The following is a 25,631-nucleotide window of genomic DNA, read 5'->3' as shown; positions in this document are numbered from 1 at the left end:
TGAGCTATTTTTCATTTTAGTAAATAGCGTTTAGCAAACATCTAAATATTTTTAGTAAATATCTTAGTTGGTAAAATATCAGTAAAGCGACATAAAAATTAGACTAAAATTAATTCCGCGGTATTTTCATAAAATTGTGTGACTGGCTCCACATCAATCATACCGTGTCAACTTAGGTATTAATTCTACAATATGACATTGGTTTAAATAGGAAAATATTTTGTAGCATTCTTGAATTTTATCTTAAGTATAAATTGTGGCAATCATTTTATTTACTGAAATCTAGTATTAACCATGACTGAATTCCATCATTCAATTACCTAGTGATTTTCAACTAAACGACATCCTAATGATGAGCTGCAAAATCAAGATAAATAACATAAAATATCTTATTAAGATAAAGCTTACCCATTAAAGGCATATCAATCTAAACTCTGTATCCAATTTATAATTTATCTAAAAGTGTGTCTGTGCGATAGCGTACACATTATAAATGTTTTAATCCGTAATTTAACTTAAAACACAATGAAAAATCAGCTGATACCTAATATAGCTACATTTGCGTATGTCATAGATGCCATTAAAAATATGAATATTCAGTGAATAAACTCAGAAAGAACTAAGAGGTATAACTCTAAAAACGTTAAAATGGTCTAGAGGTGTTCATAGCCTCTTGTAGAGCTTAGAAAACCACAGCTGGTAGTCTAAGGTTTTTAGCACCAACTAACCTCGACTGCTGATTTTTTCAATAATGCTTCTATATTCGCAAGAAGAACACGATAACCTACGTTACCATAAAATATTTGTCTACCTTCGTCGATAATATAGCTTGGACTGCCTTGTAGATTTTGTTGTGTTGACTTTTGATAGTTGCTCATTAATGCGGCTATAGCTGAACCATCATGAACGCTTGAGATGATTTTTTTCTGTTCCAGCCCATAGAAATCAACCAGATCATAAAGTATTTCAAGCTTACCAATATCCAATGCGTCGATAAAAAATGCACTCCGAAATTTCAATGCCATATCGATACTGGTGTTTTTGTCATAGATAAGTTCAATGGCTTTAAGCACTAAATGAGCATTGGCCGACGTTGTCGGTCTGACTTCTGTCCATATTTTTGAGTTTGTGGGAACGTCATCACGGATAGATGCAGATTTATGTACATGCTCTGCAAAACCATTATATTGACCTTTCTGTTTCCATTGCGTCTCAATTTTTGTTTGAACATCACCAAATATATCAAGATAATGATATTTAAAATGAATTTTATTTTCTAACTTTTGATTTAACTCCTCAATACGTTGTTGTGCAACCCAAGCCCACACACAAAGAATATCAGAATAGTAATCAATGATCAGGGGTTGATTCATGTTAATCCTTAATAAGGTGGCAGTTTAAGTCATACACTCTAGTTTCAAGGCTAATCAATAATTATTATGATGGCAGATCTACTTGTTACCCACATGAAGTCAAGATTTCAATATCTGAACTACAGAATAAATACCGAGGCTAAACCGAGCAATAGGTACAAGAATGTGATTTTTAGCAGACATACTAAAAGTCATCAATTTGTTTCATATTACGTGCCAGTAATCGCTTTTCAGCTTCTTCAAGGGACAGTATATTGCTAAGAAATTCAGTTACGGAAGGTGCAGAACTGCAATTTTGTAGATATTCAAACAGCCCTACAATATTTTTATGATACTCAAGTGTGGCCATCGCTATTTCATCCGTATCCATCCTCTTAAACGGATGTTCACCTATGGTGTTAAAAGGAATAGCGGTTTTTTCATAATAATGCCGACAATAAGTGTTAAGTGCATTGCTATTGCCATTATCTTCGAACTGTCTGATAACCAGTGCCATTTTTTGCTCGTGGGCTGAAATATACTCCAACAGTAATCCGCTTCTTTCGCTATCATTTGTAAGTGCGCAATGTGCCGCAAATGCATGCAGCTGTTGGTGTATATTTCTAGTCCATTGCATAACATCATAAAGTGTTTCTATTTGCATATTATTCTCCTCAAAATAGGAGTCCTTGGTCTTTACTGTAAAAAATGAATCACGTTTCTATGCATTGATGACAATAAACTTACTAAACAAGCCCCTATTTACAATGGCATTATTCCTCATTAAAAGCGCATTTTTGAAATGATTATTGACTAAATAGTCAAACGCTGATGTCTATTATTGATGATATGAATTGTTGACATCTTGTCATCAACATAAAATACTTTATCAGTCCAATAACGGCTTAATCTATGTAACATCTGGTCTTTAGCTTAAAAAGCTGGCGATAAACCACAACCTTGTAATAAGGCTAATGGCATGAGTATACCTATATTTTTCTATTGACTCTGTTCGTTGCCGCACTGATTGTTGACAATACAATGCGCACAAGAAAGAGGGAAAACTACCAATACGATATGTTGCACTTCCATAACTAGATTGAAGGGCATCATCTTCCCGCTTTCAGTTAATAACAGTATTAGATTTTGGAACGAACCATAGGTGAGCTAGCCCAATATTTACCGATATCAGTACTGAGTCGTTAATACGCACGAAACAAGCCATCAAAATATTGGGAATAACAATAATAGAAGATAAAAAAGGAGTAGCCGATAAATCGGCTACTCCTTTTATTTAGCGGAAAATTTAAAAGCGGTAATTAAAGCTCAGGGTCACATTACGTGGGGTTCCGTAATGATACACACTGTATGCAAGAGGCATATAGGATGCTGCAGACATATAGGCATAGTATTTTTCATCCAGCAGGTTTTCGAGATTTAGTTGTAGGTCCATATTTTCCGCCAGATTATAACGAGCCATTAGGTTAACTAGTGAATAAGCATCTTGCTCAATTACAACGCTACCATTCTGTGCGTAACTATCACTCTGCCAGTTAACGCCACCGCCAACAGTTAATTCAGGTAAATGATCGACAAACTGATAGGTAGTAAAGAGTTTAAACTGTTTGCGAGGGCTCGTGGTCTCAAGATCTTTGCCTTCTGCATCTTCTGCGGTGAATTGAGAGTAACCTGCCGAAATATTCCAGCCATCAATAAACTCACCTACAACTTCTAACTCAAAGCCAGTACTTTTAGTACCTTGTATTGCATAATAAGCACTTGTCTGACCATTTGCTTTTTGCTCATCCGTCGGCTCAAAGTCTGTATCTTGCTTAGCAAAATTATCCTGTTCAATCTTAAACAGTGCCACAGTGGTGTGCAGACGGTCGTCCAGATAAGCGCTCTTTAAACCGATTTCATAGGCTTTACCTTCGAGTGGATCCAGATAGTTACCGCTAGCATCTTGTTTATTCTGCGGATTAAATATTTCGGTATAACTGGCGTAAACACGATGCTCTTCATTTATGTCATACAAGGCGCCAACATAAGGAACGAACACGCCATCATCACCAAAGTTGGTATCAGTACCATAGCTGATCCCTTCGCGGTTCCAACTAGAAATACGGCCACCGGCAATCACTTTTAAATCATCGGTAATTGTCAGCCGTGTTGCTGCGTAGAAACCTTTCTGCTCGGTATCCATATTCAACTGGCGATTGGCATTTGTTGACCATTCAGGCTCTTCAAAGGCGTTGCTTTGCCAATCATAAAAGTTTTCAACTGCCTTTGAGTCCCAGCCCGTCATATTCTCACGGATGGGTTCATAGGTATCAGCATAGGATTTCTGTTTGCTGTATAAGGCACCAGTCACAAATTGATGCTCACGGTTAAAGAGTTGGTAATCGCCTTTCAACTGAAAATCGAAATTATCAGAGTTACTTTCACCATTGCTGTGATAACGCTGACCGCTCAAACCTGCACCGGTTTCTTTATTCAGCAAGCCAGACATATAGATCATTTTGGTGGTGGTTTCATATTCCATGCGATTATAGTTCGCCACCAACTGCCAACCATTGCTGAAATAATGGTTCAAGTTAGCAAAATAGTTGATGTTAGTCGTTTCCCAACGGCTCCAATCTGCCGCTGTTGTAGTAGAAACATCCCAATCAGTAGCCGAACCATCGCTGAATACTGCTGGTAACGCACCCCACATCGCTCCTTTGGGGTTATTGTTATTGTAACTACCGCCGACGCGCAGCATAGTATTGTCAGTAATGTCTGAATCAATTACGCCGTAAAGAATGGTCTTACGGTCTTGATAAAGATCCTGATAAGAATCGCTATTGACATATTTCGCGACCATGCGACCGCGCACATTGCCACTGTCGTTGAGGCCATTAGAAACATCTGCGGTAACTTGTTTTTTATCCCAGCTACCCGTAGCAACATCAACATAGCCCTTAAGTTCATCACTGTCGGCATGTTTGCGCACTAGGTTGATTGAAGCAGAAGGATCCCCTGCCCCCGTTAGTAAGCCTGTTGCACCACGCACCACCTCTACACGCTCATACAGAGAGATATCAGACACAGTTTCACCTGCATCGCCCCCCAAACTCCAAGATAAAGGTACGCCATCGATCTGGTAATTCTGAACCGCAAAACCACGGGCCATAAAGCCATTTCGAACGTTATCTGTTTTAGATGAAGACAAACCTACTGTGTTATTAACCACATCAACAACGGTATTGAGTGCCTGATCCTGGATCCGTTCAGCGGTCAAGATGCTCACTGACTGTGGCGTTTCCTGCAGTGACAGCCCTAAACCTGTGGCGGTATCAATGGTTCGACTCACAGTGTACTTGCCCATCACTGTTATTTTTTCAATATTTTGATCATTTGCATCTGCTGCAGAAGACGGCTCTGCAGCCAAAACTGACAAAGGGTTTAATGCCAACGTAATGGCAGACGCGAGAGGTAGTAGATAAAAGCGCATAGTAATTTAGGGAGTTTATTTAGGATGGATATACGGTAACACTATTGCGAATCACTTTCATTTGTATTTTGGTGATGTATATAACAAATTCATCATTTATTAATGAGGAATAAACGTCCCCGCTGTGTTTATGCCTTCAAAAGTGAGAGTTTACGGTGAAAAAGGTTATTCTTTACCCGTATTCGGTTAATCATTCTTAATCTACGCCACTAAAAGCGACCCTGAAATTATTACTCCATAGGATCGCCATTAGTGTTTAGCTTTTACCTCATTCAGTGTGTCTGTACTATTAGCTCGGCAGGCAGAGGCCACTTTGCCACTTGCCACTCACCTTGCCAATTCTCTATCGATATCCACAGACTATCGGCGGAGGTTAGCGTCTTAGTTGCGATGGCGTGTACGTGTTGGCCATGCTTATTACCGTGCAAAATACCATTCTCGCTGCGCTGTAAATCTGCTATTGGCAAAGCCTGCGTTCCAATATTGGCATAGCCTTGGCGTATATTGCCTACCTCACCTTTTTCAAAAACCAACATAAAATCTTTCACATAGTCATCATGATGCACATAGGGTGCTTTTAGATCTAAGGGTAAAGGGGCTATTTTAAATTCACCTAACTCTTGAGCCTGCCAGGCCGGTGGAAATGTAGGTGTTAGCGACTGATACAAAAACAATAGGGGGAGCAATAGAATAAACCCACTCAGTTTATATTTATTTTTTTGCCAAAAAGTTGAATGAATGAAAGCCATTAACGTACCTCCTCTAACCTATCTGCCACAGTACTGGGGGATCCCATTTTTTTAATTGCACGCACATTACGCAGTCCCCACATCATAAATCCCGTGATTGACATACCCGATAGGATCACCCCAAAAATAAACCAAATGATTTTTGTCCAGATACCACCTAAGGTACCGTAATGCAAAGGATCTGCGATATGCATTAGCGTTTGTATCCCTGTCATTGTCTCGGGTGATGTCGCTCTTGCAATCTCCCCCGTCCAAGGGTTAATGCTAAGGTTGTAAGAATACTGATCGTAAAAAATGTGCTCGCCACTACCGCTCAGATGATACATGTCACGATTATGCTCGGGTTTCATCACATAGCTTGGTTGAAAGTCTGGAAAGTGCGTTTGCGCTAATGTTAAGGCTTGTGCAAATGTCACGCTTGGATCTGCGGGATTCACATCACCCTTTTGGATAAAGGGCAATTGCTCAGCAGCAACCAATGGCGCATGTGGCTCAATATCAATATCAGCATGCCAAAAAATGGCTTGGACTAAATACCATAATCCGGTAACGGCCATAATCGCGATAAACCAAATAGACCACACACCAGACAATTTATGTAAATCGGCCAATAGTGTCTTTTTACCTTGACTCACACGCAATTTCGGAGCAAAAAAACTTCGCCAAAAACGTTTATAAACAATGAGTCCCGTCACTAAAGACGCGAGCATAAACAGCGCCATCGAACAGACAAGGTAATAGCCCAAGCTGTAACCGCTTTGCCAAGGAAATAATAACCAAGCATGCAAAGATCTGATAAAACCGGCAAATGTCATGCCTTCATTAATCTGTTGGATCTCACCAGTGTATTGATTGACATAGGCCATGGCATAGGGTTTATCAGCGTCACTGAACATGATCACATTGACCATATAAGGTTCTAAGGTCATAGCGCCAGAAACTGCCGCACTTGGGTAGGCTTCCTCAACAATCGTCATCAATTCACTAACCGGTTTTACGGGTAAATCATTAGGGTTCAACGCCCTCGATGCAGGATTCGTTAACCAAGTGATCTCATGACTCAGCACTGCAATCGTCCCCGTCAAGCAGATAAAACAAAATAACAACCAAATTGGGAGCGACACCCAACCATGCAACATAAACCAGAATCGGTTACTGATCTTCGCCATTTGTGACTTTCCTAACACTTATCGTATTTCGCGAGTGTAAAGGTAATGCAAATTGTTATCAATACGATGTACTGGGAATTGTTTTCAATTAGAATGCCGGTCACAAAATACTATGATGGGGAATCATGATGGATAAAACCTTGTTAGCAGCGCTCATTTCGAGCCTATTGTTAGCGCCGAGTTCCTACGCCGACGAAACTCAATCAGACGCAGACGCCAATATCGAAGTGATCAGTATTAAAGGTAGTCGTTTAGATAAAGCTGCTACAGCAACGGGCTTACCCTTAACACTGAGAGAAACGCCGCAGTCAGTGACGATTATAGATCAAGAATTTATTCAGAGTTTTTCTCTTAACAATGTTGCTGACTTAATGTTTTTAACACCGGGTATTTCTGCACAGAAAGCAGAAACTAACCGCTACTTTTTCAGCGCCCGTGGTAATCCAATCACTAACTTCCAATTTGATGGTGTGCCTGTTAACTATTCTAGTTTCTTCAATGATGCTTCGACCGATACGGTTATCTTCGATCGAGTAGAAGTGGTTCGTGGTGCAACCGGATTATTAACGGGTGCAGGAGAACCCTCGGCCGCCATCAACCTCATTCGTAAACGTCCAAAATCTTCACCAGGGGGTTACCTCAGTGCAAAAGTAGGTTCATGGGACAGTTATCGTGTAGAAGGTGATAGTTCAGTTGACATAACAGAAGATGCCGATGTCCAAGCACGTTTTGCCGCTGCCTATGAAAAATCAGATAGTTTTACCGATCTAGCCGAAGATGAAAATCTGCAAATTTATGGTGTCGTTACTGCAAGATTAAGTGATAGCACATTATTCACTTTGGGCGCGGACTATAGTGACCGCGATCCTAAAGGCTCCACTTGGGGAGCGCTGCCACTGTTTTATGCCGACGGCAGTTTAGCGAGTGACCTTCCCCGTTCGACGACCACTGCAGCATCTTGGTCTAGTTGGAAACGCCATGGTGCGAACGTTTTTTCTACTTTAGAACACAACTTTGATAATAACTGGGAACTCAAACTCGACATAGAACATCGTGAGGATAAGATGGATGGACACTTGCTATATTTATATGGCTCCCCAGATAAAACCACAGGTTTGGGGATGAGTGCATTGCCTATGATCTACCAATCAACCCGTAAGCAAGATGCGGCGCGAATATTTGCTTCAGGGCCATTCGAACTATTGGGTCGAGAACATAAACTAACAACCGGCCTACTCTATTCAAAACAAGATATTAGCGCCGACTCTTTCTACACCACAGATGTTTTAAGCGTAGGCAATTTCTTTGAGTGGGATGGCTCGATTGCAGAGCCAAATTATCCATCGATTCCCACCAATGAAGAGACTGAAGAGATCCAAAAAGGTGCCTATATTGCTACCCAACTCAATTTGCACGATCAGGTCACACTGCTGTTAGGAAGCCGTATCAGCCAATATAAAGTCGATCCAGGTTATGAGCACAATGATGTCATTACGCCGTATGCGGGATTGATTTACGATATCAGTGACAGTGTGTCGATTTATACCAGTTACACTGAGATTTTTCAGCCTCAAGATGCCAAAGATGCTAATAACAAACGCTTAGACCCGACAACTGGCAATAATATTGAACTTGGCAGTAAAGCCGATTTTTTCGACGAAAAACTCACCGCCAGTGTTGCAGTGTTTAAAGTTCAAAAGGAAAATGTGGCGGAAAAAGATCCTAACATTAAAGACCCACTTCCTGATGGTAGCTTTCCAATGCGCGCTGTGGATGGCACCAGTAACCGTGGTTTTGAAATGGAACTAACGGGTAGACCCACAGAGGATTGGGATCTGTACTTCAGTTACACCTACAGTGAATCTGAAAAAGCCGATGGTTCGGTCTTTGGCACGCATTTGCCTAAAAACTTAGTACGATTATCTTCGCTCTATCACTTTGATGGCGCTCTAGAAGATCTCACACTAGGTGGCAACTTAAGCTGGCAGAGCAAGATTTATGTAGAAAACGCAGGTCCTAATGGCGAAAGCTCTGAACAAGCCAGTTATTTCCTTACCAATCTTATGGCAAGTTATCAACTCACTGATGATGCGATTGTCCGTTTGAATATTCGAAACTTGTTTGATGAAAAGTACTACTCTAGTATCGATTTCTACAATCAAGGTTTCTTCGGCGAACCGCGAAATGTCGAACTTAGCCTGAGCTATAATTTTTAGTCTAATTGTTAATCGCCAATACCGCGCATCACTTTTATGCGCGGTATACCTAAGGCTAAACTATCCTGCGTTAAAACAGCATCCGGTAAACTTCAATGGATTAACCCTTTGGGCTCAGGGGGATAATCCATTACAATGAAGTCCATTTTGAGTTCGTAAAACAGATGTTCCGCCTATGCCTAAGTCTCACACCCACATGCATCAACATTTGCAGATGCCACATGCTAAATTAGATCTGCAAGCTCTAGCGGGCACCCTTGCCTTTGAGCAAGTGACCATTATTGGTAATGCTTCTGGCGATTGGCAGCCTGCAACCACAGGTACGACATTTATTTTTAACGGTACTCAATGGGCTGAAAACAGCAATGTAAATAATCAGATAGTGAATATCGCCAACGGTGGTTTTGCTGAATCAAAATATGCCTTTGTGGTACAAGGTCATCCACAAAGTGGTCTGCTTACGCAAGCCTTGACACAAGTCGCGATTGAATTAACCCCTAAACTCGGTTGCTGGCCTTCATCTGGGTTAACCACAATCGTGTTGATGCAGCAGTTGTCTCAGCATGTGCAAGTGCAGCGGATGTCGCTGTTTCCGAGTTTATCAAGACCCAATGATTTACCGCCTGACGATCACTTACCTTGCATGGTGCATAATTGGTTAGGCGAACGACGGATTGCCCAGGCTTTGGTACCCTCACTCGACTGGCCTGAATTTAGCTTAGCGTCCGTATTTTTACCTCGCCTATCCGCAATAAACCAAATGCAACCATGCCGAGTCGCACCTAGGATAAACGCAGATAATCCCTTTGATTTGCTTGAGCGTTTACAGGAGTCGAATTCATTAATCGCAGATGCACTAAATCCAGCCACGCGGCAGATGCAACTTGAATGGCTAATCACACTGGCGCATACCCCCATTAATATTTGGCAGCAATTTGCTCATCCTAGCCAGCTCATCAATACTGAAGCTTTATTTTTCAACCACATGCCAGAATCAAAACCCAGCAATTGGTATTTAATGGATACTCAGGCATCTCAATATCTTGATGCGATTCGCCATAGTTTGGCCTATTGTTGGCAAACGTTGTCGACTAAGCAGGCGAGCTTGATTGGCAACGAGCTTTCAAACGGCTCGTGACCTTCCCCTGTCTACTGCCATTCGCATTCAAAATACCTAAGGCGAATGTCGTTTTACCTTTTACCTTGCCCTCTAGCGACGCTAAACCAACCTCTGTTTAAATGCATGACTCAAAACGTCAACACACCCTAGTTAAGGGGATTTTTACCCAATGCGATCCCCAACGGTTCAAAGTAATTGATCAGCGCCTGAAAAATCACTTGTCTGTGGGCCGCATCGGGATAAGCCCCCTCCTTTGCCATTGCTGAGAAACGGGTTCCCGACACTAAATACGGATTCGAAATATCAGTATAGGATTCAATACAGGCTTCAAATGCTCGCGCCATCATCTCCGTTGGCCGAGAGAAGTACTGCATCCCATGTTTTTTATCTAATGCAATCGCTCGGCGAACATAATCATGGGGCTCATCACCCTGTCCACTCAACAATGTCACTTTGAAGATCTCAGATAATCGAGCATTTAATGGGTGCTCTATGATGGGCAGATCGGATAGCCAAAGATCGCTCGCACACTGAAACCGCTTATTAGTAGGTTTGAATGATTTAGCGGCAATATAATGGTCAAACGCATGCCAAAACTCATGGGCTAAAGCACCTGCACCTGCATTTTTAGCCAATGCCAACTCTCGGGTCGCGGGAGCATAATGGGCCTGAACGCCCTTTTGGCCGCCATGACCAAAGGCCAGGCTGACGGTTTCCCGCAGCCCTAAAGTTAAAGGTGGTAATTTTAAGATAAAGGCCAAATCGGCGAGCGAATCAAACACTAAATCTGCAGCAATGCGCGATTCATCCCGCGTCACCCAGCGGCCAACACGCACATGGCTAAAACCAAAGGTTTGTTTAATATCAAGAAAAGTGACTTGCTCACCAAATCGATAATCGGGTCCATGGCGGTTATATTGCTGATTGATTAACACGGCTTCACTTGAACCCTATGACAGTGAGAGACAAATTAAGCTGGCTATTTTAGGTGAAAATGCACAGGAACAAAACGCTGCATTAAGTGCAATATCAAGTTAAGAATAGGAGCCAAGCAGCGCTTACTCTTGGTTTGGTATCACGATGCTTAGATTTCGTCAACCATTGGGTTCGCTAAGCTTTAGCCGTTAATATCACATCATCCCAAACCACGACACGATTTCGCCCCGTAGTTTTAGCGTGGTACAAGGCTTTATCGGCCTCGGCCACCAGCTTTTCAGCATCTGAACGGCACTGACTCCCTATTTCAATCGGTGAAGGCACAGACTGAAGCGCTAAAATACCGCTGTTTTCTTCGATGGCATGATGAGTAATTACAGGTGTTAACGCACTCACTCCTGCCGAAAATTGATAGTGAAAATCGGCGACTATCGCTGAAATATCTTCATTCGCCAGCGCTAACATCATACGCGTCACAATTTTCTGCGCGACATCGACCGACGTTTCTGGCAGTAATAGCGCAAATTCCTCACCGCCGAAGCGACCAAAGATATCGTATGGGCGCGTACGAGCACTGATAAATTGGGTAAAATGCTGCAGTATCTTGTCACCCACTTGATGCCCATAGCGATCATTAACGAGTTTAAAATAATCGATATCCATCATGACCAGGCACAAAGGTAACTGTAGACGACTCAAGCGTTTGATTTCATGCTCTAACTGCTGGAAAAAATGCCGTCGATTGGCAATACCGGTTAATTCATCGGTGAGTGCGAGTCGATTCAACTCAGTCTGCGCATTCCTTAGGGCAAATTCGACCTGTTTTAACTGGGTAATATCGGTGCAAACAATGACCATATCGCCATTGTGATAAACCTGCTCAGAAAGTTGCAACCAGCTACCGTCGACCAGATCCACTTCAAAACGTCGAAAAGCTGATTTACGTTGATTCGCATGAATAAGTTCAAGCCATTCCTCTATAGTTTCATGATCAATTTTAGGCCCTTGCTTATGGGTAAAGGCAAAGTGCATCATGTCGTCAAAATGCCGGCCAGCCATGTCTTGATCAACAAAACCAAACATTTTCGCAAAGGTATGGTTATAAAAGATAAAATGATTGTGCTTGTCCAAAACAGCGAGGCCATTCTCGCTTAGCCGTAAGGCTTCGGTTAAAAAGGGATAAACAGACTCAAGAGATTCTTTTTCCATCGATTATTCCTAGCAATGACGCTTTTAGAGAAGATCTCCGACATGTTTAGATTAGCAGCGTTCTACACTAATCACAGCGTCTTTGTCTTTACCCCATATTACCGCAACGGGATTGGCTCTACCGCGATGTAAATCCCACACATTCGGCAAATAAGCTTTAAAAACCAGATCCAATGCTTTGATAATTTACGATTTTACGGCCAATTTACTGAGAAATATTTCAGCACTAAAAGGTTTCTGCATAAAATGTACCTCAGGGAATAATGCTAACTCAGGAATATCATCGCTATCATTAGCTGAAAGTAAAAAGAAGCGACAGTGATGCTCAAGCTGGGTATCACTGGCAAGGTTTTGTAATGTTTGTTGCATCTGTTTGATAAGTTGCAAGCCATTCATATCTTGTAAACGGTAATCCACAATAACAATATGTGGCAATGAGTGAATCAACATCTTAAGTGCTTGCGCTGCGTTATCAACACTGAAGGTTTGAAAATGATAGTGCTCTAGCATGGCTTTGCAAATCTCAAGGTTAAACAGATTATCATCTATGATTAACACTTTTTGTTGATCATATTGAATCGTTAATCGTTCTTTCACCTCGGTAAGTTGGCAGGGAAAATGTAACAGCACTGTGGTGCCTTTGCCCTTTTGACTGCGCAACATAAACTTACCGCCAATTTGCTCAAGCAATCGATTACAAGTATAGAGTCCTAATCCCATGCCCGATGTTGTTGTATATGAGTTAGATGCGTGCATAAAGGGATCAACTAAAGCGCGCTGTGCTTCCTTTGACATTCCCTCGCCAAAATCGCGGATCAGTACCCTAAGCATAGGACTATGGTCTTTATGGTTACGTTTAAGGCGTAAGTCCATATAACAATGCACTTCGCTACCCGTACTGTATTTAAAGGCATTATTGATAATGTTAGTCATGAGTTGGAATAACTTAGTCCCATCGAGCTCGATAAACTTCGGCAGAGACTCATTCACGACAACCTGTAAACGTTTACCCGATGTCGCACTAAAAGCACGATAGTAATCCTCAATATTGCTCAGATATTCGTGCAAATTGACTAAATGCCGATTCAATTTTAACTGCCCAGCTTCAGCCTTACTGTAATTCAACGTATTTTCGGCAACCGAGTAAAGTAAGTTAGCTGACCAGGTCATTTTATCGATAATTTCGTCCAGTTTTTGTGGCTGTGAGCGCGCTTTTTTTAACATGCGACTGTAGCCAAGAATGGCATTGATAGGAGTGCGGATCTCATGATTTATGCTGGAAAGTACTGCTAATCTAGATCGATTATCGAGCTTAATCTGCTCTACAATATGCTGATTTTTAGACTTAAAGTACAAAAGAAAAGACAGAGTAATACCAAGAGAAGCAATCAGTAAGATAATCACGATTAGCTCGACAACCTCTTTTTGTGGCACTTGATATTCTATGCGTAAATCTACACGGGTTTGGTATCCAGGAATATCCAAAGTTCGGCTATCTGAGTAGCTAAACATTGAAAATATGCCTGTGGAAAACTCATGGTTACAGGATGAACTTTGCAATAACGATTGTTCAAATTGATAGCTAATACATACACCCTGCTCCTGCTCAATCCGCGCTAATATCCGCTGATGAGAAATGGCATAGACTAAATAAAGCATATTAGGCCCATCGATATTAACAACCGCTAACGTGTAATCGGCAAGGCTAGCCTGAAGTTCCCCTTTACTATTCTTGACTAATTTAAGTGGCTTAAGTTCTGGCGCCATTGTCTGATCAGAGATATAGGCCAGTTCAAGTTCGGGGGTCAGTGTAAAAGCGACAGCAGATTTGATCTTCAGTAAGTCCTTTGCAAAAACCTCAAATTCCTGTGACGTTACCTCACTCGAAGCATAAAAAAACGATTTTAGCGCATCCAACATAATTTCATGTTGTAAGAACATATCCCGTGAAGAAGTAAAAACCGCTTCTGCTTTTTTATTGTAAATGGAGTCAAATTCATAACGTGAGTGGGACAAGGTTAACCACAGCACCAACAGAGTGACCCATAAGCCACTGAACATATTGATACAAGCGCTATATTTAAAGCTCATTAGCGTAATCCATTACGGCCTTTAGCAAGCTGCATAACTGATGTTCAAACTGCTCTCGCTCGCAAACATCCATGACAGACAGCATATCTTTAAGCTGCAAGTAGCGCGCAATACCCGTAAATTGATGTTTCAGCCCTTCGATATTGTCAGAAGATTCATATTGTTCTAGCTCAAGTCGCATTCGCTGTAATTCAGCAATCAGTGTCAATCGCAGTCGCGATTGCTGTTCTTGGCCGTATTGCTCAAAGAATACAGATAAGGCCTTGAGTAACTCAGTATTAGCATTCATACATTAGGCACTCCTATTATATTGAGCAATCCAATCAATAAGATAGCGACCTTCAATCGGGGGACTGTACAAATAACCTTGGGCAACATCACACCCCAACTCAGAGAGAATTAACTCTATTGCACTTGTCTCAACGCCTTCAGCAACCACCTTTACGTGCATCTTCTGCGCAAGCGCGATGGTGGACTCTACGATGAGATAATGTTGGTGATTGATATCCATATCGGAGACAAAACTTTTATCAATTTTGATCTCTTTAAAGGGAATGGCATCAAGACGATCATAGGTAGAATAACTTTTACCGAAATCATCGAGGGAAATATCAATATTATTGATGATCAGCCGTGCAATTGAGTTAAGCACTCTATCTTGGTTAATGATTTCCTGTGATTCGGTGAGCTCTAAAATCAAATGGATTTGTTTATACTCACGACCACATTCGATGATGTACTCAATGAGTTCATCACAGGTCAGATCATCTGCGGTAATGTTAATCGACAGGGCAAACGCCATTAATAACGGTTGGCGCGACCAACATTGCAATGCTTGGGAAATAACCATCCGCGAAAACAAGCTATTTAGTCCCTGCTGATTCACCAGTGGCAGAAAAACGTCGGGATAAATATAGCCATTGGATTGATCGCAAAGCCGCGAAAGCACTTCAAAACCGATGATCTCCTTTGTTTTAAGGTTAATCTTAGGCTGATAACACAAAATTAATTGTTCATTTTTGAGCAATTGCCGCACATTGATATTCGCCGCCATGTCTTGCACGATAGACTCATCTTGATGGGCACGGTTTCTATCGTCGGAGGCGTCTAGCAATGGCGTTAAAATGTCATTCACATTGATAGGTTTAGCAAATACGCCAAGCAAGTTGAGCTTCAAACCCGTGATAATGCTATCCACCAGTTCTAAAGTCCGTTTATCCGAGGAGCTTATCACCGCAATCGGAATGGCAGTAAATCGGGGCTCGGAGGCCAACATATTAATCACCGCAATACCGTCACCTTGATCCATTTTTAAATCTAAAATGACTAAATCAAGTTTGGCTTCTACAGCTAAGATCAGTTCAATTCCTTGATTACCATTACTGGCTTCATAGATCTCCACATTGTCCTCTGCTAAGTACTTATGGATATCAGCTTTCATGGTTTCTCTAATAAAGCGTTGATCATCTATGATGAGAATATTCATATATTGGTCTCTAACTGCATAAAGAAAATGGGATCGATCGTCTGGGATTTGGATGTAGGGATAACAGAAAGCTTGAGTAAATTACGATTCGCCATGACTTCTGTGCGACTGGAGAAAAACGAATAGTTTTTGACTGGTTTGAAGCCGCCTTCTATCGTTCTTACTTTAAATATGGGCAACTTAAATTGCGTCAATTTTCGTTTTAGTGACTCATCACAGATATTAAAACTCAAAAACTTAAGTGAGCGACTCGTGGCCAATTCATTGAGATAAACAGACATCATATAATTTTCAATATAAGGCGTTACGCCAAAGGAGGAGAACACCATTAAGGTATCTGGCAAAGCTTGACTGTTATGGTTAATGACCTCAAACAAGTCCACCTCATCATTCATAAATTCGAGGGCAATTTTGCCTTGAGTGCGGCAGAATAGACTGTGTCCAATGATTTGATCCCCAAAGCTAAAAGCCACCACCAATGAGAGTCCACGAAAAAAAGGTTGAGACAACTTACGGCTCACAAAGGATAAACGCGGGTTACTTTCATAAACCAAACTGAGTTGCAGCAGAGTCATAAAGTTTTGATGGTGGCTTTCGATAAACTCGACACGATAAGGAGTATTACGGTAGTACGGATGATCGCTGCGTTCTATGGTCGATTCAAAAAGGTTAATTAACGCTAAACCTTCGTTGATGAATTTTTTGTCCTCCCGATAAATATCAAACAGTTCAGAGCCAAATATTTCAACGATTTCAGACTGTTTAGCTAGGGATGGAATGTTAACTCCCCGCTCCCAACGGCTAATAGTGATGGAATCTAACATATCGAACAGGCAGCTTTTTTGCCTGAGCAGACTACATAAATCTTCTTGAGATAAATTATTCTCACTGCGGGTGTGTTTTAAGAAATTGGAGAATGTCTGTGCACTTGTTTTGCTTTGATAGGAGATAGGTGTACAAATCATATCGCGTTCCATCTGAATTTTTTATTTTATCTAGCAGCTCCATATACGTCTTATGGTCGATGTCATCTACTGGCTCTGGATGTCTAAATGTAAAAGTAATCCAAATGCGTTGAAGTTTCTCGATGAAATAAAGTCCAGTGATTTTTTCGTCACTCATCACTCAGTTCCTCCATCTCAGCCTTTTATTCACCACGTTTTTTGCAATAGGAAAACGAGTATAAATGCCATTGTTTATCTGAGACCATGGCACAGTCAAAAAAGCGATGGAAAAAAGTGTCTAGTTATTCGTTCGGTTAAATCATTGCATCATAGATAAAACCGCAATCAACAGAACCCCCTATAAAACCGCATAAAATATAAGATTCACCAGCAATGGCCACAAAACGCCAAATTGATTATTTATGCGCTAAAAATTCAAAATACGGGATATAACTTCGGGGTTTTTCTCACTGAACCACGTTTTTCACGCATGGTTATTCACGTTTGGAATAGGCAAACCGCGGCAGTATCAGCTTAGAGATATTACTAGGATAGTTTTTAATAGCTTATGGCTTAAGCAAGCCAGCTGCGAAAAAGTGGGGAATTGGCCAGTCCAGCGTTTAAAGGAACGCCTATAATCACTGGCGTCGCTGAAGGATAAAGAAGTGGCAATACATCTTGCACAGGTGTAGCCAAGTAATACAGTGCTTTGATTAAACGGGTCTCATCAGCAAGTATCAGCGAGTTGGGCAAAGTTTAAATCCATCTCGGGCAAACACCGTTTTAAGGTGGCTGGGCTCATTGTCAGTTTTTCAGCTATGTCAGACAAACTTAAGTAATCCCGCATTAGACACAAACGAACACCAGCCGCTAAGCCTAACCACAGTTCGCATATAGTAGTGATTGACATATCCCTTAGCGCGGAATGACGGCAGCGCCGAAACCTATGGTTTGGCCATTACGCATCTGCAAGTCGGCAGCGGCGTTTGGCAACAGAGAATGCTGGTGGAGCAAGACGGCTAAAACTACTTACCCAATGATAATCCAACATTTAAATGGTTACCTTGGAGCTGTATCGTCAAACACCTTGACGTTAACTCTGGACATTTAAGCGACGAAGATGAACAAAAGACACAAAGTATAAAGCACAGGAGTTAGAGAAGGCGCTGGTATTGGTCGTAAACATGAGCAACCGGCACCATCTGATTGCAAATTGATGAATTAACTGGTTATGCACTAGATATGCAAATCTAAAACTATAATCCCCGAGATTTTTCTCACCTTAATGCAATAAAGTGAATAGTTAATCATAAAAAAGAGGTTGGCTGTATTCAACAGCTAACCTCTTCTCTTTAAATCAGGCGATAAATCAGATGTTCTATCATACAACTAGAACCATGACTTCAAAACGACTCTTACAAAAGCTAACTCATACCAGAGCTAATTTTTACGGGTACGGAAATAGCAAGCTGAGGCTAGTCACTGTAAATAACGAATGTAAAACTAACGCCTGTGAAAAACCATGCCCACACAATTCGGCAGACATGGGATTAGCCGCGTTTAGTGCCCCACGGATCGTTGTCATCCGTCGATGGGCTTGGTCCTGAACGTTCAGCCATTCTTGAATCGTTTCTTGGCTCGTTTCGGAGTTCGCTGCGGCGCTGTGAGTTGCTATTCGATGAATCATATCCAGAGCCGGTGCCACGTCCACCCGTAGGTTTTTTGCCTGAGCTTTTACCTGAACCATTACCAAAGCTCTTACCTGAGCCATAACCAGAGTTAGGACGTTTATTACCCGCTTCGTACTCGGCGCTGGCTTGTGCCTGCATTTTAGCGATAGATTCTATGGTGAGTTCCATCGGTTTACGCGGCGCGATACCTGAGGCAAAACCTCGTTCGCGTGGCTTAAGATCAAACTGCTCACCGACGGCTTTAGGCATACGCTTGAATCGATACAGGTAAAAGTTTTCCACTTTCTCCCGCGCCCACTCAGTCTTCTTGAGGAAAATAATACAGGCCTCAATGGTCGGGTTGGTGTTAAAGCAACCTAGCTTTAATGCCGCGTATAAAATTTTCCAGCCATAAAAATCGACTAACTCAGTGATCATTGTCTCGAGTTTGAGGCCGTGTAATGGGTTGTTCTGTTGCTCTTCAATCATGGGAATTCCAAGTTCAGCCCTATTGGCTGATTTTACTGTATTAGTTTACGGTTTTGAGTTGTTAAACGAGTGACTCAATTCGCTACTAACAACTCGCGATTAGAGAAATCACTCAAGTTATGAAGTCATGAGTCACTGACGTTGTTACGGCAATAGCATAGGGCGTTAAGCCTTGTTACTCGTGATGCTTAGATCTTAAATCTTAAGGACCTGAAGCCTCCAAACAGAGCCATTAAATATTAGCCGTAAAATCTGCTGCTCGACAAAACTGCGGGAATAATAACGGTAAATAAGCTAAACGCCTTCTTTTATTTGCGCTAGCGAGGTTTGGTATCGGCTTTAGGGCAAAGAAAATACGCCGCAGCTGACAGTTTTAATCTACATATCCGCGATATCACGCTAACAGGTATGAACTCAGCGTCAAGCTCAAACCCATTTCTAAATTTTACCTATGATCCGCTGATGCCTTGGGTCAACCTCAAAATAAACGCAACTGAAACGGCTCGATTTATAGCTGCGCATCACATCCTTGCTCGCATCTTTAGCCCTTAGTCTGTATACTCCGCGACCTTATTATCCCAACTTTAATGTTTTGGCTTAGAGTGGGTGAAGCGCATGTTTCATTTTGAGGCTTGTTTGTCACAATCCCCGTTAGCAAATACCTAGGAAAGCTCCTTTGATCTCTACCGCGAACATCACGATGCAGTTTGGCCCTGAGCCATTGTTTGAAAACATTTCAGCGAAATTTGGCAATGGTCACCGCTATGGTTTGATCGGCGCGAATGGCTGTGGCAAATCGACCTTTATGAAGATCCTCAGCGGAGCGTTAGCGCCAACCTCTGGCAATGTTTCCATCACGCCCGGCTTAAAAGTCGGTACCCTAAGCCAAGATCAGTTCGCGTTTGAACAATACAGTGTGATCGATGCGGTGATCATGGGGGATGTTGCCCTGTGGAAAGTCAAACAGGAACGCGATGCAATCTACGCCAATCCGAATATGACCGAAGAAGATGGCATGCGCGTTGGCGATCTTGAAAGTGAATTTGCCGAAATGGATGGCTACAGCGCCGAAAGCCGCGCCGGTGAAATTCTGCTCGAAGCGGGTATTGAAGAATCTTTCCATTACGGCCTAATGCAACAAGTCGCACCGGGTTGGAAACTGCGGGTATTGTTGGCACAAGCACTATTTGCCAACCCAGATATTTTGCTGCTCGACGAACCAACCAACAACTTGGACATACATACCATTAGCTGGTTAGAAGCCGAGTTGAACAAACGCAAATGCACCATGATCATTATTTCCCATGATAGGCATTTCTTGAATGCCGTATGTACCCACATGGCTGATATCGATTATGGCGAACTGCGCATTTACCCTGGTAACTACGAATACTTCCTTGCACAATCGTCTTTGATCCGTGAACAATTATTATCGGGCAACGCCAAGAAGAGTGCTGAAATCGAAGAACTGCAAGACTTCGTTAACCGCTTCGGTGCCAACGCATCTAAGGCAAAACAAGCCAGCTCGCGCGCGAAAAAAATGGACAAGATCAAGCTTGATGAAGTGAAATCATCAAGCCGTATTCACCCTTCTATTCGTTTCGATGCTGGCAAGAAAATGCATCGCCAAGCACTGATCCTCGAAGATTTGGCCCATGGGTTTGATGGTGAGCTGCTATTCGAAGGCGGCGACTTAATCCTCGAAGCCGGTGCAAAATTAGCGATTATCGGCGAAAACGGCGTGGGTAAAACCACTTTCCTACGTTGCTTAGTCAATGATTTAGAACATAATAAAGGCGTGATCAAGTGGTCAGAAAACGCATCAATCGGCTACTGTCCACAAGACAGCAGTGACGAATTTGATAATGACTACACATTAATGGATTGGATGTCACAGTGGCGCCAACCTAAGCACAACGATCTTATGGTACGCGCCATGTTAGGCCGTCTGCTGTTCACTGAAGATGACGCGAACAAGAAAGCTCGTAACTGTTCAGGCGGAGAGAAAAACCGCTTGTTATTCGGTAAGTTAATGATGCAAGACATCAATGTGCTGATCATGGACGAACCGACTAACCACATGGACATGGAAGCCATCGAAGCACTCAATAATGCGTTGAAAGACTTTGAAGGCACTTTGATATTCGTCAGTCATGACCGTGAGTTTGTATCGTCACTTGCAACACGTATCATTGATATTAAAGATAAAAAAGTGATTAACTTCCAAGGCACTTTCGATGAGTACCTTTCAAGTCAAGCTGAAATGGAAGCGAGAAAAAGCGCGTAATGTTGTGCTTTGATAAACCTTAATCGGCTATGTCAGCTTGATTAAAAGAGTCGTCATTGGAGAACCTACTGACGACTTTTTATCGATATCTAAAGAGCGATATGATTGGTAAAACATGAAGTATTGCTGCTTTGGGCCTTGGATACACAGCTGTCTATTCGTTATCTAGAGTGCTATAATTCATGCACTTAATTGAGGTTGATCCTATGAAAGCTAAATCAAAAAACACACAAGTGACTCAAAATCGACTCTATCGCGCTGTGGCCAGTTCAACCGCTATTGAGACGGGTAAAACTACGGCTGAAGTTGAAGCAAAATTGAAGGCCAAAAAAAGCCGTTTCAGTCATTTGACCTTAGCCTAAACTTCATTCGTTTTTAGCGCTGAGCACATCGTTTACCAAACGAGCCATATGTTGATAATCCCCACCCAACCCTGCTTGAATTGACTTAAAATAAAAATCTCTATTTTGTTCCCAAATCCCATAATCAAGTGGGAGATAACCCGCCTTTACTGCCATCACATCGAGTATCAAACGTGACAAACGTCCATTTCCCTCTCTAAATGGGTGAATTAGGATAAATTCCACATGACTTTCAGCCAAGTAACTCACAACTTCGTCTCTAGAAAACGAATTTAAACCATTGAACTTGCTTAAATATTCCTTTTCAAACTGAGTGAGACACTTAAGTATTTGAGCCGCTGCCGTAAATTCGAAACCACCTTTTCCCATATTGACTGTACGCCGCTCACCAGCCCAGTAATAAACATTACCGAGCCATTTTCGATGCCACTCAAAGAGCAAACCAACCGATAGATGCTCGCTTTCAATAACACTAGATTGAAACACGTACTCATAAAGCTTTAGTAACAACTGAGTCTCTACCTCTGCCATATCCTCTTCATCGGTTATCGCGAGTTTGTTACGAAGTATATGGCCGCCGGAACCGGGTTCGAATTCATCCTCGGTAGTGCCAATATGATATTTCGACATGATAATAGACCCGCTAACTGTAATAACTAATAGAAAAGCAAATATCCGAGTCACAGAAAACTTAACACAACTACTCGATGAGATTGACCACACAAGTCTTTGAAATAGGTATGTAGAAACTATGGGCTATAAATTAGCTTATTAATTTTTTTAACCAATATCTCGCGATTTTTAGCCAGTTTAAAAATTGTCGGCAAATGTCGAATGACTATCGGCTCAGACTCGAATACCGCATCGCGATCTTTGGCCTGAATATAATCACGGATCTGAAGCATCATCTGTTTATTAAATGCCCAAAGTGAATGACCTTTAAACTCAAGGGAATAAAATGCGTCATTGGGCCATTCAAGTCGATGTTTCTGTTTTGCCATACACTGATAACAACAAATAAGACCAAGATCTGTACCATCTGTAAAAGCACTGTTTGCCCTATGTTCCCAAGTCGAAGTACCTTGGTATTTTTCTGGCAATTTTTCCCGCCAAGAAGCATCCAATAGCGGAGGGAAAAACTGCACTCCAGGCCATTTATGAGCAAATCTTTGATTAAACAGCTTGATCTCAAACTGCCTACCCTCAAATAAATGCACATCTTTTTTCTCTAAACGAAAAACATGGGCAAAGGTAAAAGTGGCGCAGCCAGCACAATGGGGGCAAGTAACTTCAACTCCGTTTGGCAGGCTAAAAAACTCATAAAATCCTGTCATAGATACGACATTCCAAATGATTTAGAGACTAATTTGGAGCTCATCAATTTTCCAACCACCTTCATTTATCATGCTAATTCTTTGTTTTTCATTCGCCTCCGATGCATTACCACAGAGATCTTTTTGTGCATATTCAAGAACGGCCGTATCCCCTTCTATCACCTGCGACACTAAGGTGAGTGCTTTGCACTTGGCAGTCGCTTTTGAAAATGAAAGATAAGATGCGATCACTTCATCGCGGGACTGCTTCATCTGCTGCATATACTGTGGGAACTTAGACTCAACATCCGCTTGCTTACGTTGGGTATAGTAAGCCTTGTCCTCTTGATAACTCATCCCCTGCTGTACCTTAGCATTGTACTCGTCATAGACTTCGCTCGGCGATTTAGGCGTTGTACAACCTATCAGCACAAGCACAGATATGGGCAGTAAGAAAATCGATTTCATCATCTAACCTCCAAAACTAGACATGTATTATCAATAAATTCCATGGTGCATTCATCTGCTTGTTGTCACTGAACGAGTGCGCCATATATGTCTACCAAATACTCCTTATTCTCTTTGAAATCAATTACCTTGGCAGAAATTAAACCTTTACTATCAACAGGTAACAAAATCAATGAAGATAAAATGTAATGCCACCAAGATAACATGTAAATAGTTCATTGATTACTTTAGCTTGGCAGCGTTGCTCATTCAATTGCAGCACAGTTGCTTACCTTGGCGAGTGCTAAAAATAAGTGCCATAAAGCTGTGAGCATGCTCTAAATTGCAGTATTTGACAGGTCATTGTCTAATGCGTTAAAAGGCACAAAGGTCTTTTTATCGAGCCAGAGAGGCGAGCGATTTTGTCCTGCAAGCTGATAAGCCCAAGTAGTAATGGCTTCAGAGCGATCACTCTCACAGACGAAATATCGACTGAGTTCAGAGTGTAACGTTTGGCCATGCCGGATAATATTTTGCTCATACCAGTTATCTTTATGGTGCTGAACGGCAAGATGATCGCGTTTTTGATTATTACAACTGCTATGTGCGAGGACAAAATTATGGCCTAAATCATTAGGATATCGTGCCCAAGGGATAAAATGATCCACTTCGCCTGTTTCTTTTAATGATTTTTGGCAATAGAAGCATTGGCCTTTTTGGATATCAAGCAGTACAGGTCTAGCATGGGTGATCGTCTGTCTGTCGCTACCAAACAGAAACTCACTTAAATTGCCTTTACTGCCTATAATCACTTGATTTGCTGGAAACTCGGCGATTTTTTGTACCCATTGAGTACGAGCCAATGACACCACTAAATCGTGAAATCGCCTGAAGCAAAATGCGATACCCGGATTCAACTCGATGTAATTTTTCGTTTTATCATGGGGATAAAGAAAACATTCTTCATTACGTGACAAGTTTTGTAAGCGCCATAAGGGGCCATCTTTAAACGTACCGCGCGTTTTACGCAATAAAGCTGGATAACTAAGATGCGCTTTTAACTGGGATAGACTGTTAACACCTTGATGGCGTAGTTCAATCAAACTGTTGATCAAGGCTGATTGCTTTCCACTATTTTGGATCAAGACAAAATACCCATCATTGGCACCAAAAGGCAAAGAGTGTTGCCAGTAAAGTTCAATAAACTTCTCTACCAAATCATCAATACTGATGGCGGTTTTCAGCGCAGGATCGGCATTGAGTATTAATGGCCGTTCGATACAGATATCGGCGATCGCATGCAGTAAGGCAAATTTGTAAGTTGCAACGAAATCCCCTTCAACTAACAGACGTTGTAAATAGCTAATAAATTCAACTTGTCTTCTCGCATCAATCGGCATTCAGTCGCTCCTGAATAATAACGCTTGCTTCAGGTGCATTTACGTTTGGCATCAGTTTGGGTGTAAAAACTAACGTCTGCCAATGCACTTGTGAGCGACCGAGTTTATCGGTTTCATCTTGGCTCAAATCTAAAAGTCGTAGCTGACAATCTGCAGCAAGTGTGAGCAGTTCATCGGCACTGACTGGGTGCATAACGCGCGCATCGGGGCTTGGGCCATGGCGCAAACTGATGACTAAAAGTCCAGTCGAATTGAGTAAGCGTGAGAGTGTTGCTAGTGCAAGTGGGCGCTCTGAGGGAGATAAATGCATCCACACAGCGCTGAGTAAAATCAGATCAAACTATTGCGCTAGGCCAACCACTTTTTGCAACTGAGGTAAACCATCCTCAATCCAACGCACGGGTAGATCCCGAGTTAACACCTGCCCCATTTTCGCTAAAACAACCGCAGGTTCGACTGCAATAATTTGTGTCTTTTTGCTCTGTGCTTTTTCGGCTAAATAATACACATCCCGCCCAGAACCAGCTCCCACATCCAATATCGACAATGTATTTTGGGTGAGTAGAGGCAAAAGATGATGCAACCAACTCGAATGCACTTCTTCAAAGGTTTTAGACAAATACTGCGCCGCGAGTATTTCGGCGTGGTCATTATAAAACACTGTGCTCACTGACAACGATCCTTTTGCAACAAGTGATTATTTTTACAGACGCTAACTTATCACAATCGTATTTGATAAAAAATACATGTCATCATTATCATGCTGTTTTGCATAAAATATTTAGCATTATGCAGCTCGCGATCACTGTGCTGATTTCGGCTATTCGCCCCAATATTCTTATCAATGCCTATGCAATCTCAGCATTTTCCCGTCGTTTTTTTCGCAGTGGTTTACACT

22 protein-coding genes are annotated in these 25,631 nt (G+C 41.8%); 4 read left to right on the top strand and 18 right to left on the bottom strand.

Annotated features, from left to right (window positions below; translation table 11 throughout):
• Positions 1–713: 713 nt before the first annotated feature.
• The 5 genes from KO537_RS07525 to KO537_RS07505 all read right to left on the bottom strand — a co-directional run bounded on the left by KO537_RS07525 (position 714) and on the right by KO537_RS07505 (position 6,763).
• Positions 714–1,373, bottom strand: coding sequence for a DsbA family protein (locus KO537_RS07525; protein WP_219234159.1), 660 nt, complete (start codon positions 1,371–1,373; stop codon positions 714–716).
• Positions 1,374–1,557: 184 nt separating this feature from the next.
• Positions 1,558–2,016 (bottom strand): hypothetical protein, encoded by a 459-nt coding sequence (locus KO537_RS07520; protein ID WP_113940432.1) that lies wholly within the window; start codon positions 2,014–2,016, stop codon positions 1,558–1,560.
• A 642-nt stretch (positions 2,017–2,658) separates the two neighbouring features.
• Entirely contained in the window at positions 2,659–4,845 is a 2,187-nt protein-coding gene (locus tag KO537_RS07515; RefSeq protein WP_219234158.1) for a TonB-dependent siderophore receptor, read from the bottom strand.
• A gap of 272 nt (positions 4,846–5,117) precedes the next feature.
• Complete coding sequence (locus tag KO537_RS07510) at positions 5,118–5,594, bottom strand: hypothetical protein (RefSeq protein ID WP_105252512.1); 477 nt, start codon at positions 5,592–5,594, stop codon at positions 5,118–5,120.
• Positions 5,594–6,763 (bottom strand): PepSY-associated TM helix domain-containing protein, encoded by a 1,170-nt coding sequence (locus KO537_RS07505; protein WP_219234157.1) that lies wholly within the window; start codon positions 6,761–6,763, stop codon positions 5,594–5,596. Before KO537_RS07505 ends, KO537_RS07510 begins: the two co-directional genes overlap by 1 nt.
• Before the next feature lie 128 nt (positions 6,764–6,891).
• On the opposite strand from KO537_RS07505, the gene KO537_RS07500 reads away from it, so the two are divergent.
• Complete coding sequence (locus KO537_RS07500; RefSeq protein ID WP_219234186.1) at positions 6,892–8,979, top strand: TonB-dependent siderophore receptor; 2,088 nt, start codon at positions 6,892–6,894, stop codon at positions 8,977–8,979.
• A gap of 175 nt (positions 8,980–9,154) precedes the next feature.
• Entirely contained in the window at positions 9,155–10,117 is a 963-nt protein-coding gene (locus tag KO537_RS07495; RefSeq protein WP_219234156.1) for a hypothetical protein, read from the top strand.
• A 128-nt stretch (positions 10,118–10,245) separates the two neighbouring features.
• Here KO537_RS07495 and KO537_RS07490 read toward each other — a convergent pair whose 3' ends face one another.
• The 7 genes from KO537_RS07490 to KO537_RS07455 all read right to left on the bottom strand — a co-directional run bounded on the left by KO537_RS07490 (position 10,246) and on the right by KO537_RS07455 (position 18,924).
• Complete coding sequence (locus KO537_RS07490) at positions 10,246–11,034, bottom strand: CLCA_X family protein (RefSeq protein WP_219234155.1); 789 nt, start codon at positions 11,032–11,034, stop codon at positions 10,246–10,248.
• Between the two features lie 175 nt (positions 11,035–11,209).
• On the bottom strand, positions 11,210–12,244 hold the full coding sequence (locus KO537_RS07485; RefSeq protein ID WP_168827133.1) for a sensor domain-containing diguanylate cyclase: 1,035 nt from the start codon (positions 12,242–12,244) through the stop codon (positions 11,210–11,212).
• A gap of 186 nt (positions 12,245–12,430) precedes the next feature.
• Entirely contained in the window at positions 12,431–14,335 is a 1,905-nt protein-coding gene (locus KO537_RS07480) for an ATP-binding protein (protein ID WP_219234154.1), read from the bottom strand.
• On the bottom strand, positions 14,325–14,624 hold the full coding sequence (locus tag KO537_RS07475) for a hypothetical protein (RefSeq protein ID WP_219234153.1): 300 nt from the start codon (positions 14,622–14,624) through the stop codon (positions 14,325–14,327). Before KO537_RS07475 ends, KO537_RS07480 begins: the two co-directional genes overlap by 11 nt.
• Positions 14,625–14,627: 3 nt before the next feature.
• The gene (locus KO537_RS07470) at positions 14,628–15,821 is read right to left on the bottom strand and encodes an EAL domain-containing response regulator (RefSeq protein ID WP_173496905.1); all 1,194 of its coding nucleotides are present in this window, start codon (positions 15,819–15,821) and stop codon (positions 14,628–14,630) included.
• Entirely contained in the window at positions 15,818–16,786 is a 969-nt protein-coding gene (locus tag KO537_RS07465; protein ID WP_105253121.1) for a helix-turn-helix domain-containing protein, read from the bottom strand. The genes KO537_RS07470 and KO537_RS07465 overlap by 4 nt, the downstream gene beginning before the upstream one ends.
• 1,529 nt (positions 16,787–18,315) lie before the next feature.
• Positions 18,316–18,924, bottom strand: a complete 609-nt coding sequence (locus KO537_RS07455; protein WP_219234152.1) for a VF530 family DNA-binding protein — start codon at positions 18,922–18,924, stop codon at positions 18,316–18,318.
• 676 nt (positions 18,925–19,600) lie between these two features.
• Here KO537_RS07455 and KO537_RS07450 point away from each other — a divergent pair.
• Positions 19,601–21,211 carry an ABC-F family ATPase gene (locus KO537_RS07450; RefSeq protein WP_131524739.1) on the top strand — a complete coding sequence of 537 codons (1,611 nt, stop codon included), beginning with the start codon at positions 19,601–19,603 and terminating at the stop codon, positions 21,209–21,211.
• 206 nt (positions 21,212–21,417) lie between these two features.
• Positions 21,418–21,573, top strand: coding sequence for a hypothetical protein (locus KO537_RS07445; protein WP_219234151.1), 156 nt, complete (start codon positions 21,418–21,420; stop codon positions 21,571–21,573).
• A 3-nt stretch (positions 21,574–21,576) separates the two neighbouring features.
• On the opposite strand, the gene KO537_RS07440 is transcribed toward KO537_RS07445, so the two are convergent.
• From KO537_RS07440 to KO537_RS23125, 6 genes are all read right to left on the bottom strand, one after another.
• Entirely contained in the window at positions 21,577–22,203 is a 627-nt protein-coding gene (locus KO537_RS07440) for a Fic family protein (RefSeq protein ID WP_219234150.1), read from the bottom strand.
• 119 nt (positions 22,204–22,322) lie between these two features.
• The gene (locus KO537_RS07435; protein ID WP_219234149.1) at positions 22,323–22,907 is read right to left on the bottom strand and encodes a hypothetical protein; all 585 of its coding nucleotides are present in this window, start codon (positions 22,905–22,907) and stop codon (positions 22,323–22,325) included.
• 21 nt (positions 22,908–22,928) lie between these two features.
• Complete coding sequence (locus KO537_RS07430) at positions 22,929–23,357, bottom strand: hypothetical protein (protein ID WP_198573202.1); 429 nt, start codon at positions 23,355–23,357, stop codon at positions 22,929–22,931.
• A gap of 314 nt (positions 23,358–23,671) precedes the next feature.
• On the bottom strand, positions 23,672–24,733 hold the full coding sequence (locus KO537_RS07425; RefSeq protein ID WP_219234148.1) for an HNH endonuclease signature motif containing protein: 1,062 nt from the start codon (positions 24,731–24,733) through the stop codon (positions 23,672–23,674).
• On the bottom strand, positions 24,723–25,043 hold the full coding sequence (locus KO537_RS23130; RefSeq protein WP_251071044.1) for a hypothetical protein: 321 nt from the start codon (positions 25,041–25,043) through the stop codon (positions 24,723–24,725). The genes KO537_RS07425 and KO537_RS23130 overlap by 11 nt, the downstream gene beginning before the upstream one ends.
• A gap of 30 nt (positions 25,044–25,073) precedes the next feature.
• Complete coding sequence (locus KO537_RS23125; protein ID WP_251071043.1) at positions 25,074–25,403, bottom strand: class I SAM-dependent methyltransferase; 330 nt, start codon at positions 25,401–25,403, stop codon at positions 25,074–25,076.
• Positions 25,404–25,631: the final 228 nt, after the last annotated feature.

It is taken from the genome of Shewanella sp. NKUCC01_JLK, assembly GCF_019345615.1.
GTDB lineage: Bacteria > Pseudomonadota > Gammaproteobacteria > Enterobacterales > Shewanellaceae > Shewanella > Shewanella oncorhynchi.
The sequence above is the reverse complement of the archived record's forward strand: the minus strand, read 5'-3'. Positions and strand labels throughout refer to the sequence as shown.

Excerpts from the sequence above, each read along its gene's own strand:
- KO537_RS07525 (WP_219234159.1), bottom strand. The coding sequence starts at position 1,373 with ATGAATCAACCCCTGATCATTGATTACTATTCTGATATTCTTTGTGTG.
- KO537_RS07520 (WP_113940432.1), bottom strand. The coding sequence starts at position 2,016 with ATGCAAATAGAAACACTTTATGATGTTATGCAATGGACTAGAAATATA.
- KO537_RS07515 (WP_219234158.1), bottom strand. The coding sequence starts at position 4,845 with ATGCGCTTTTATCTACTACCTCTCGCGTCTGCCATTACGTTGGCATTA.
- KO537_RS07510 (WP_105252512.1), bottom strand. The coding sequence starts at position 5,594 with ATGGCTTTCATTCATTCAACTTTTTGGCAAAAAAATAAATATAAACTG.
- KO537_RS07505 (WP_219234157.1), bottom strand. The coding sequence starts at position 6,763 with ATGGCGAAGATCAGTAACCGATTCTGGTTTATGTTGCATGGTTGGGTG.
- KO537_RS07500 (WP_219234186.1), top strand. The coding sequence starts at position 6,892 with ATGGATAAAACCTTGTTAGCAGCGCTCATTTCGAGCCTATTGTTAGCG.
- KO537_RS07495 (WP_219234156.1), top strand. The coding sequence starts at position 9,155 with ATGCCTAAGTCTCACACCCACATGCATCAACATTTGCAGATGCCACAT.
- KO537_RS07485 (WP_168827133.1), bottom strand. The coding sequence starts at position 12,244 with ATGGAAAAAGAATCTCTTGAGTCTGTTTATCCCTTTTTAACCGAAGCC.
- KO537_RS07480 (WP_219234154.1), bottom strand. The coding sequence starts at position 14,335 with ATGAGCTTTAAATATAGCGCTTGTATCAATATGTTCAGTGGCTTATGG.
- KO537_RS07475 (WP_219234153.1), bottom strand. The coding sequence starts at position 14,624 with ATGAATGCTAATACTGAGTTACTCAAGGCCTTATCTGTATTCTTTGAG.
- KO537_RS07470 (WP_173496905.1), bottom strand. The coding sequence starts at position 15,821 with ATGAATATTCTCATCATAGATGATCAACGCTTTATTAGAGAAACCATG.
- KO537_RS07465 (WP_105253121.1), bottom strand. The coding sequence starts at position 16,786 with ATGATTTGTACACCTATCTCCTATCAAAGCAAAACAAGTGCACAGACA.
- KO537_RS07455 (WP_219234152.1), bottom strand. The coding sequence starts at position 18,924 with ATGATTGAAGAGCAACAGAACAACCCATTACACGGCCTCAAACTCGAG.
- KO537_RS07445 (WP_219234151.1), top strand. The coding sequence starts at position 21,418 with ATGAAAGCTAAATCAAAAAACACACAAGTGACTCAAAATCGACTCTAT.
- KO537_RS07440 (WP_219234150.1), bottom strand. The coding sequence starts at position 22,203 with ATGTCGAAATATCATATTGGCACTACCGAGGATGAATTCGAACCCGGT.
- KO537_RS07435 (WP_219234149.1), bottom strand. The coding sequence starts at position 22,907 with ATGACAGGATTTTATGAGTTTTTTAGCCTGCCAAACGGAGTTGAAGTT.
- KO537_RS07430 (WP_198573202.1), bottom strand. The coding sequence starts at position 23,357 with ATGATGAAATCGATTTTCTTACTGCCCATATCTGTGCTTGTGCTGATA.
- KO537_RS07425 (WP_219234148.1), bottom strand. The coding sequence starts at position 24,733 with ATGCCGATTGATGCGAGAAGACAAGTTGAATTTATTAGCTATTTACAA.
- KO537_RS23130 (WP_251071044.1), bottom strand. The coding sequence starts at position 25,043 with ATGCATTTATCTCCCTCAGAGCGCCCACTTGCACTAGCAACACTCTCA.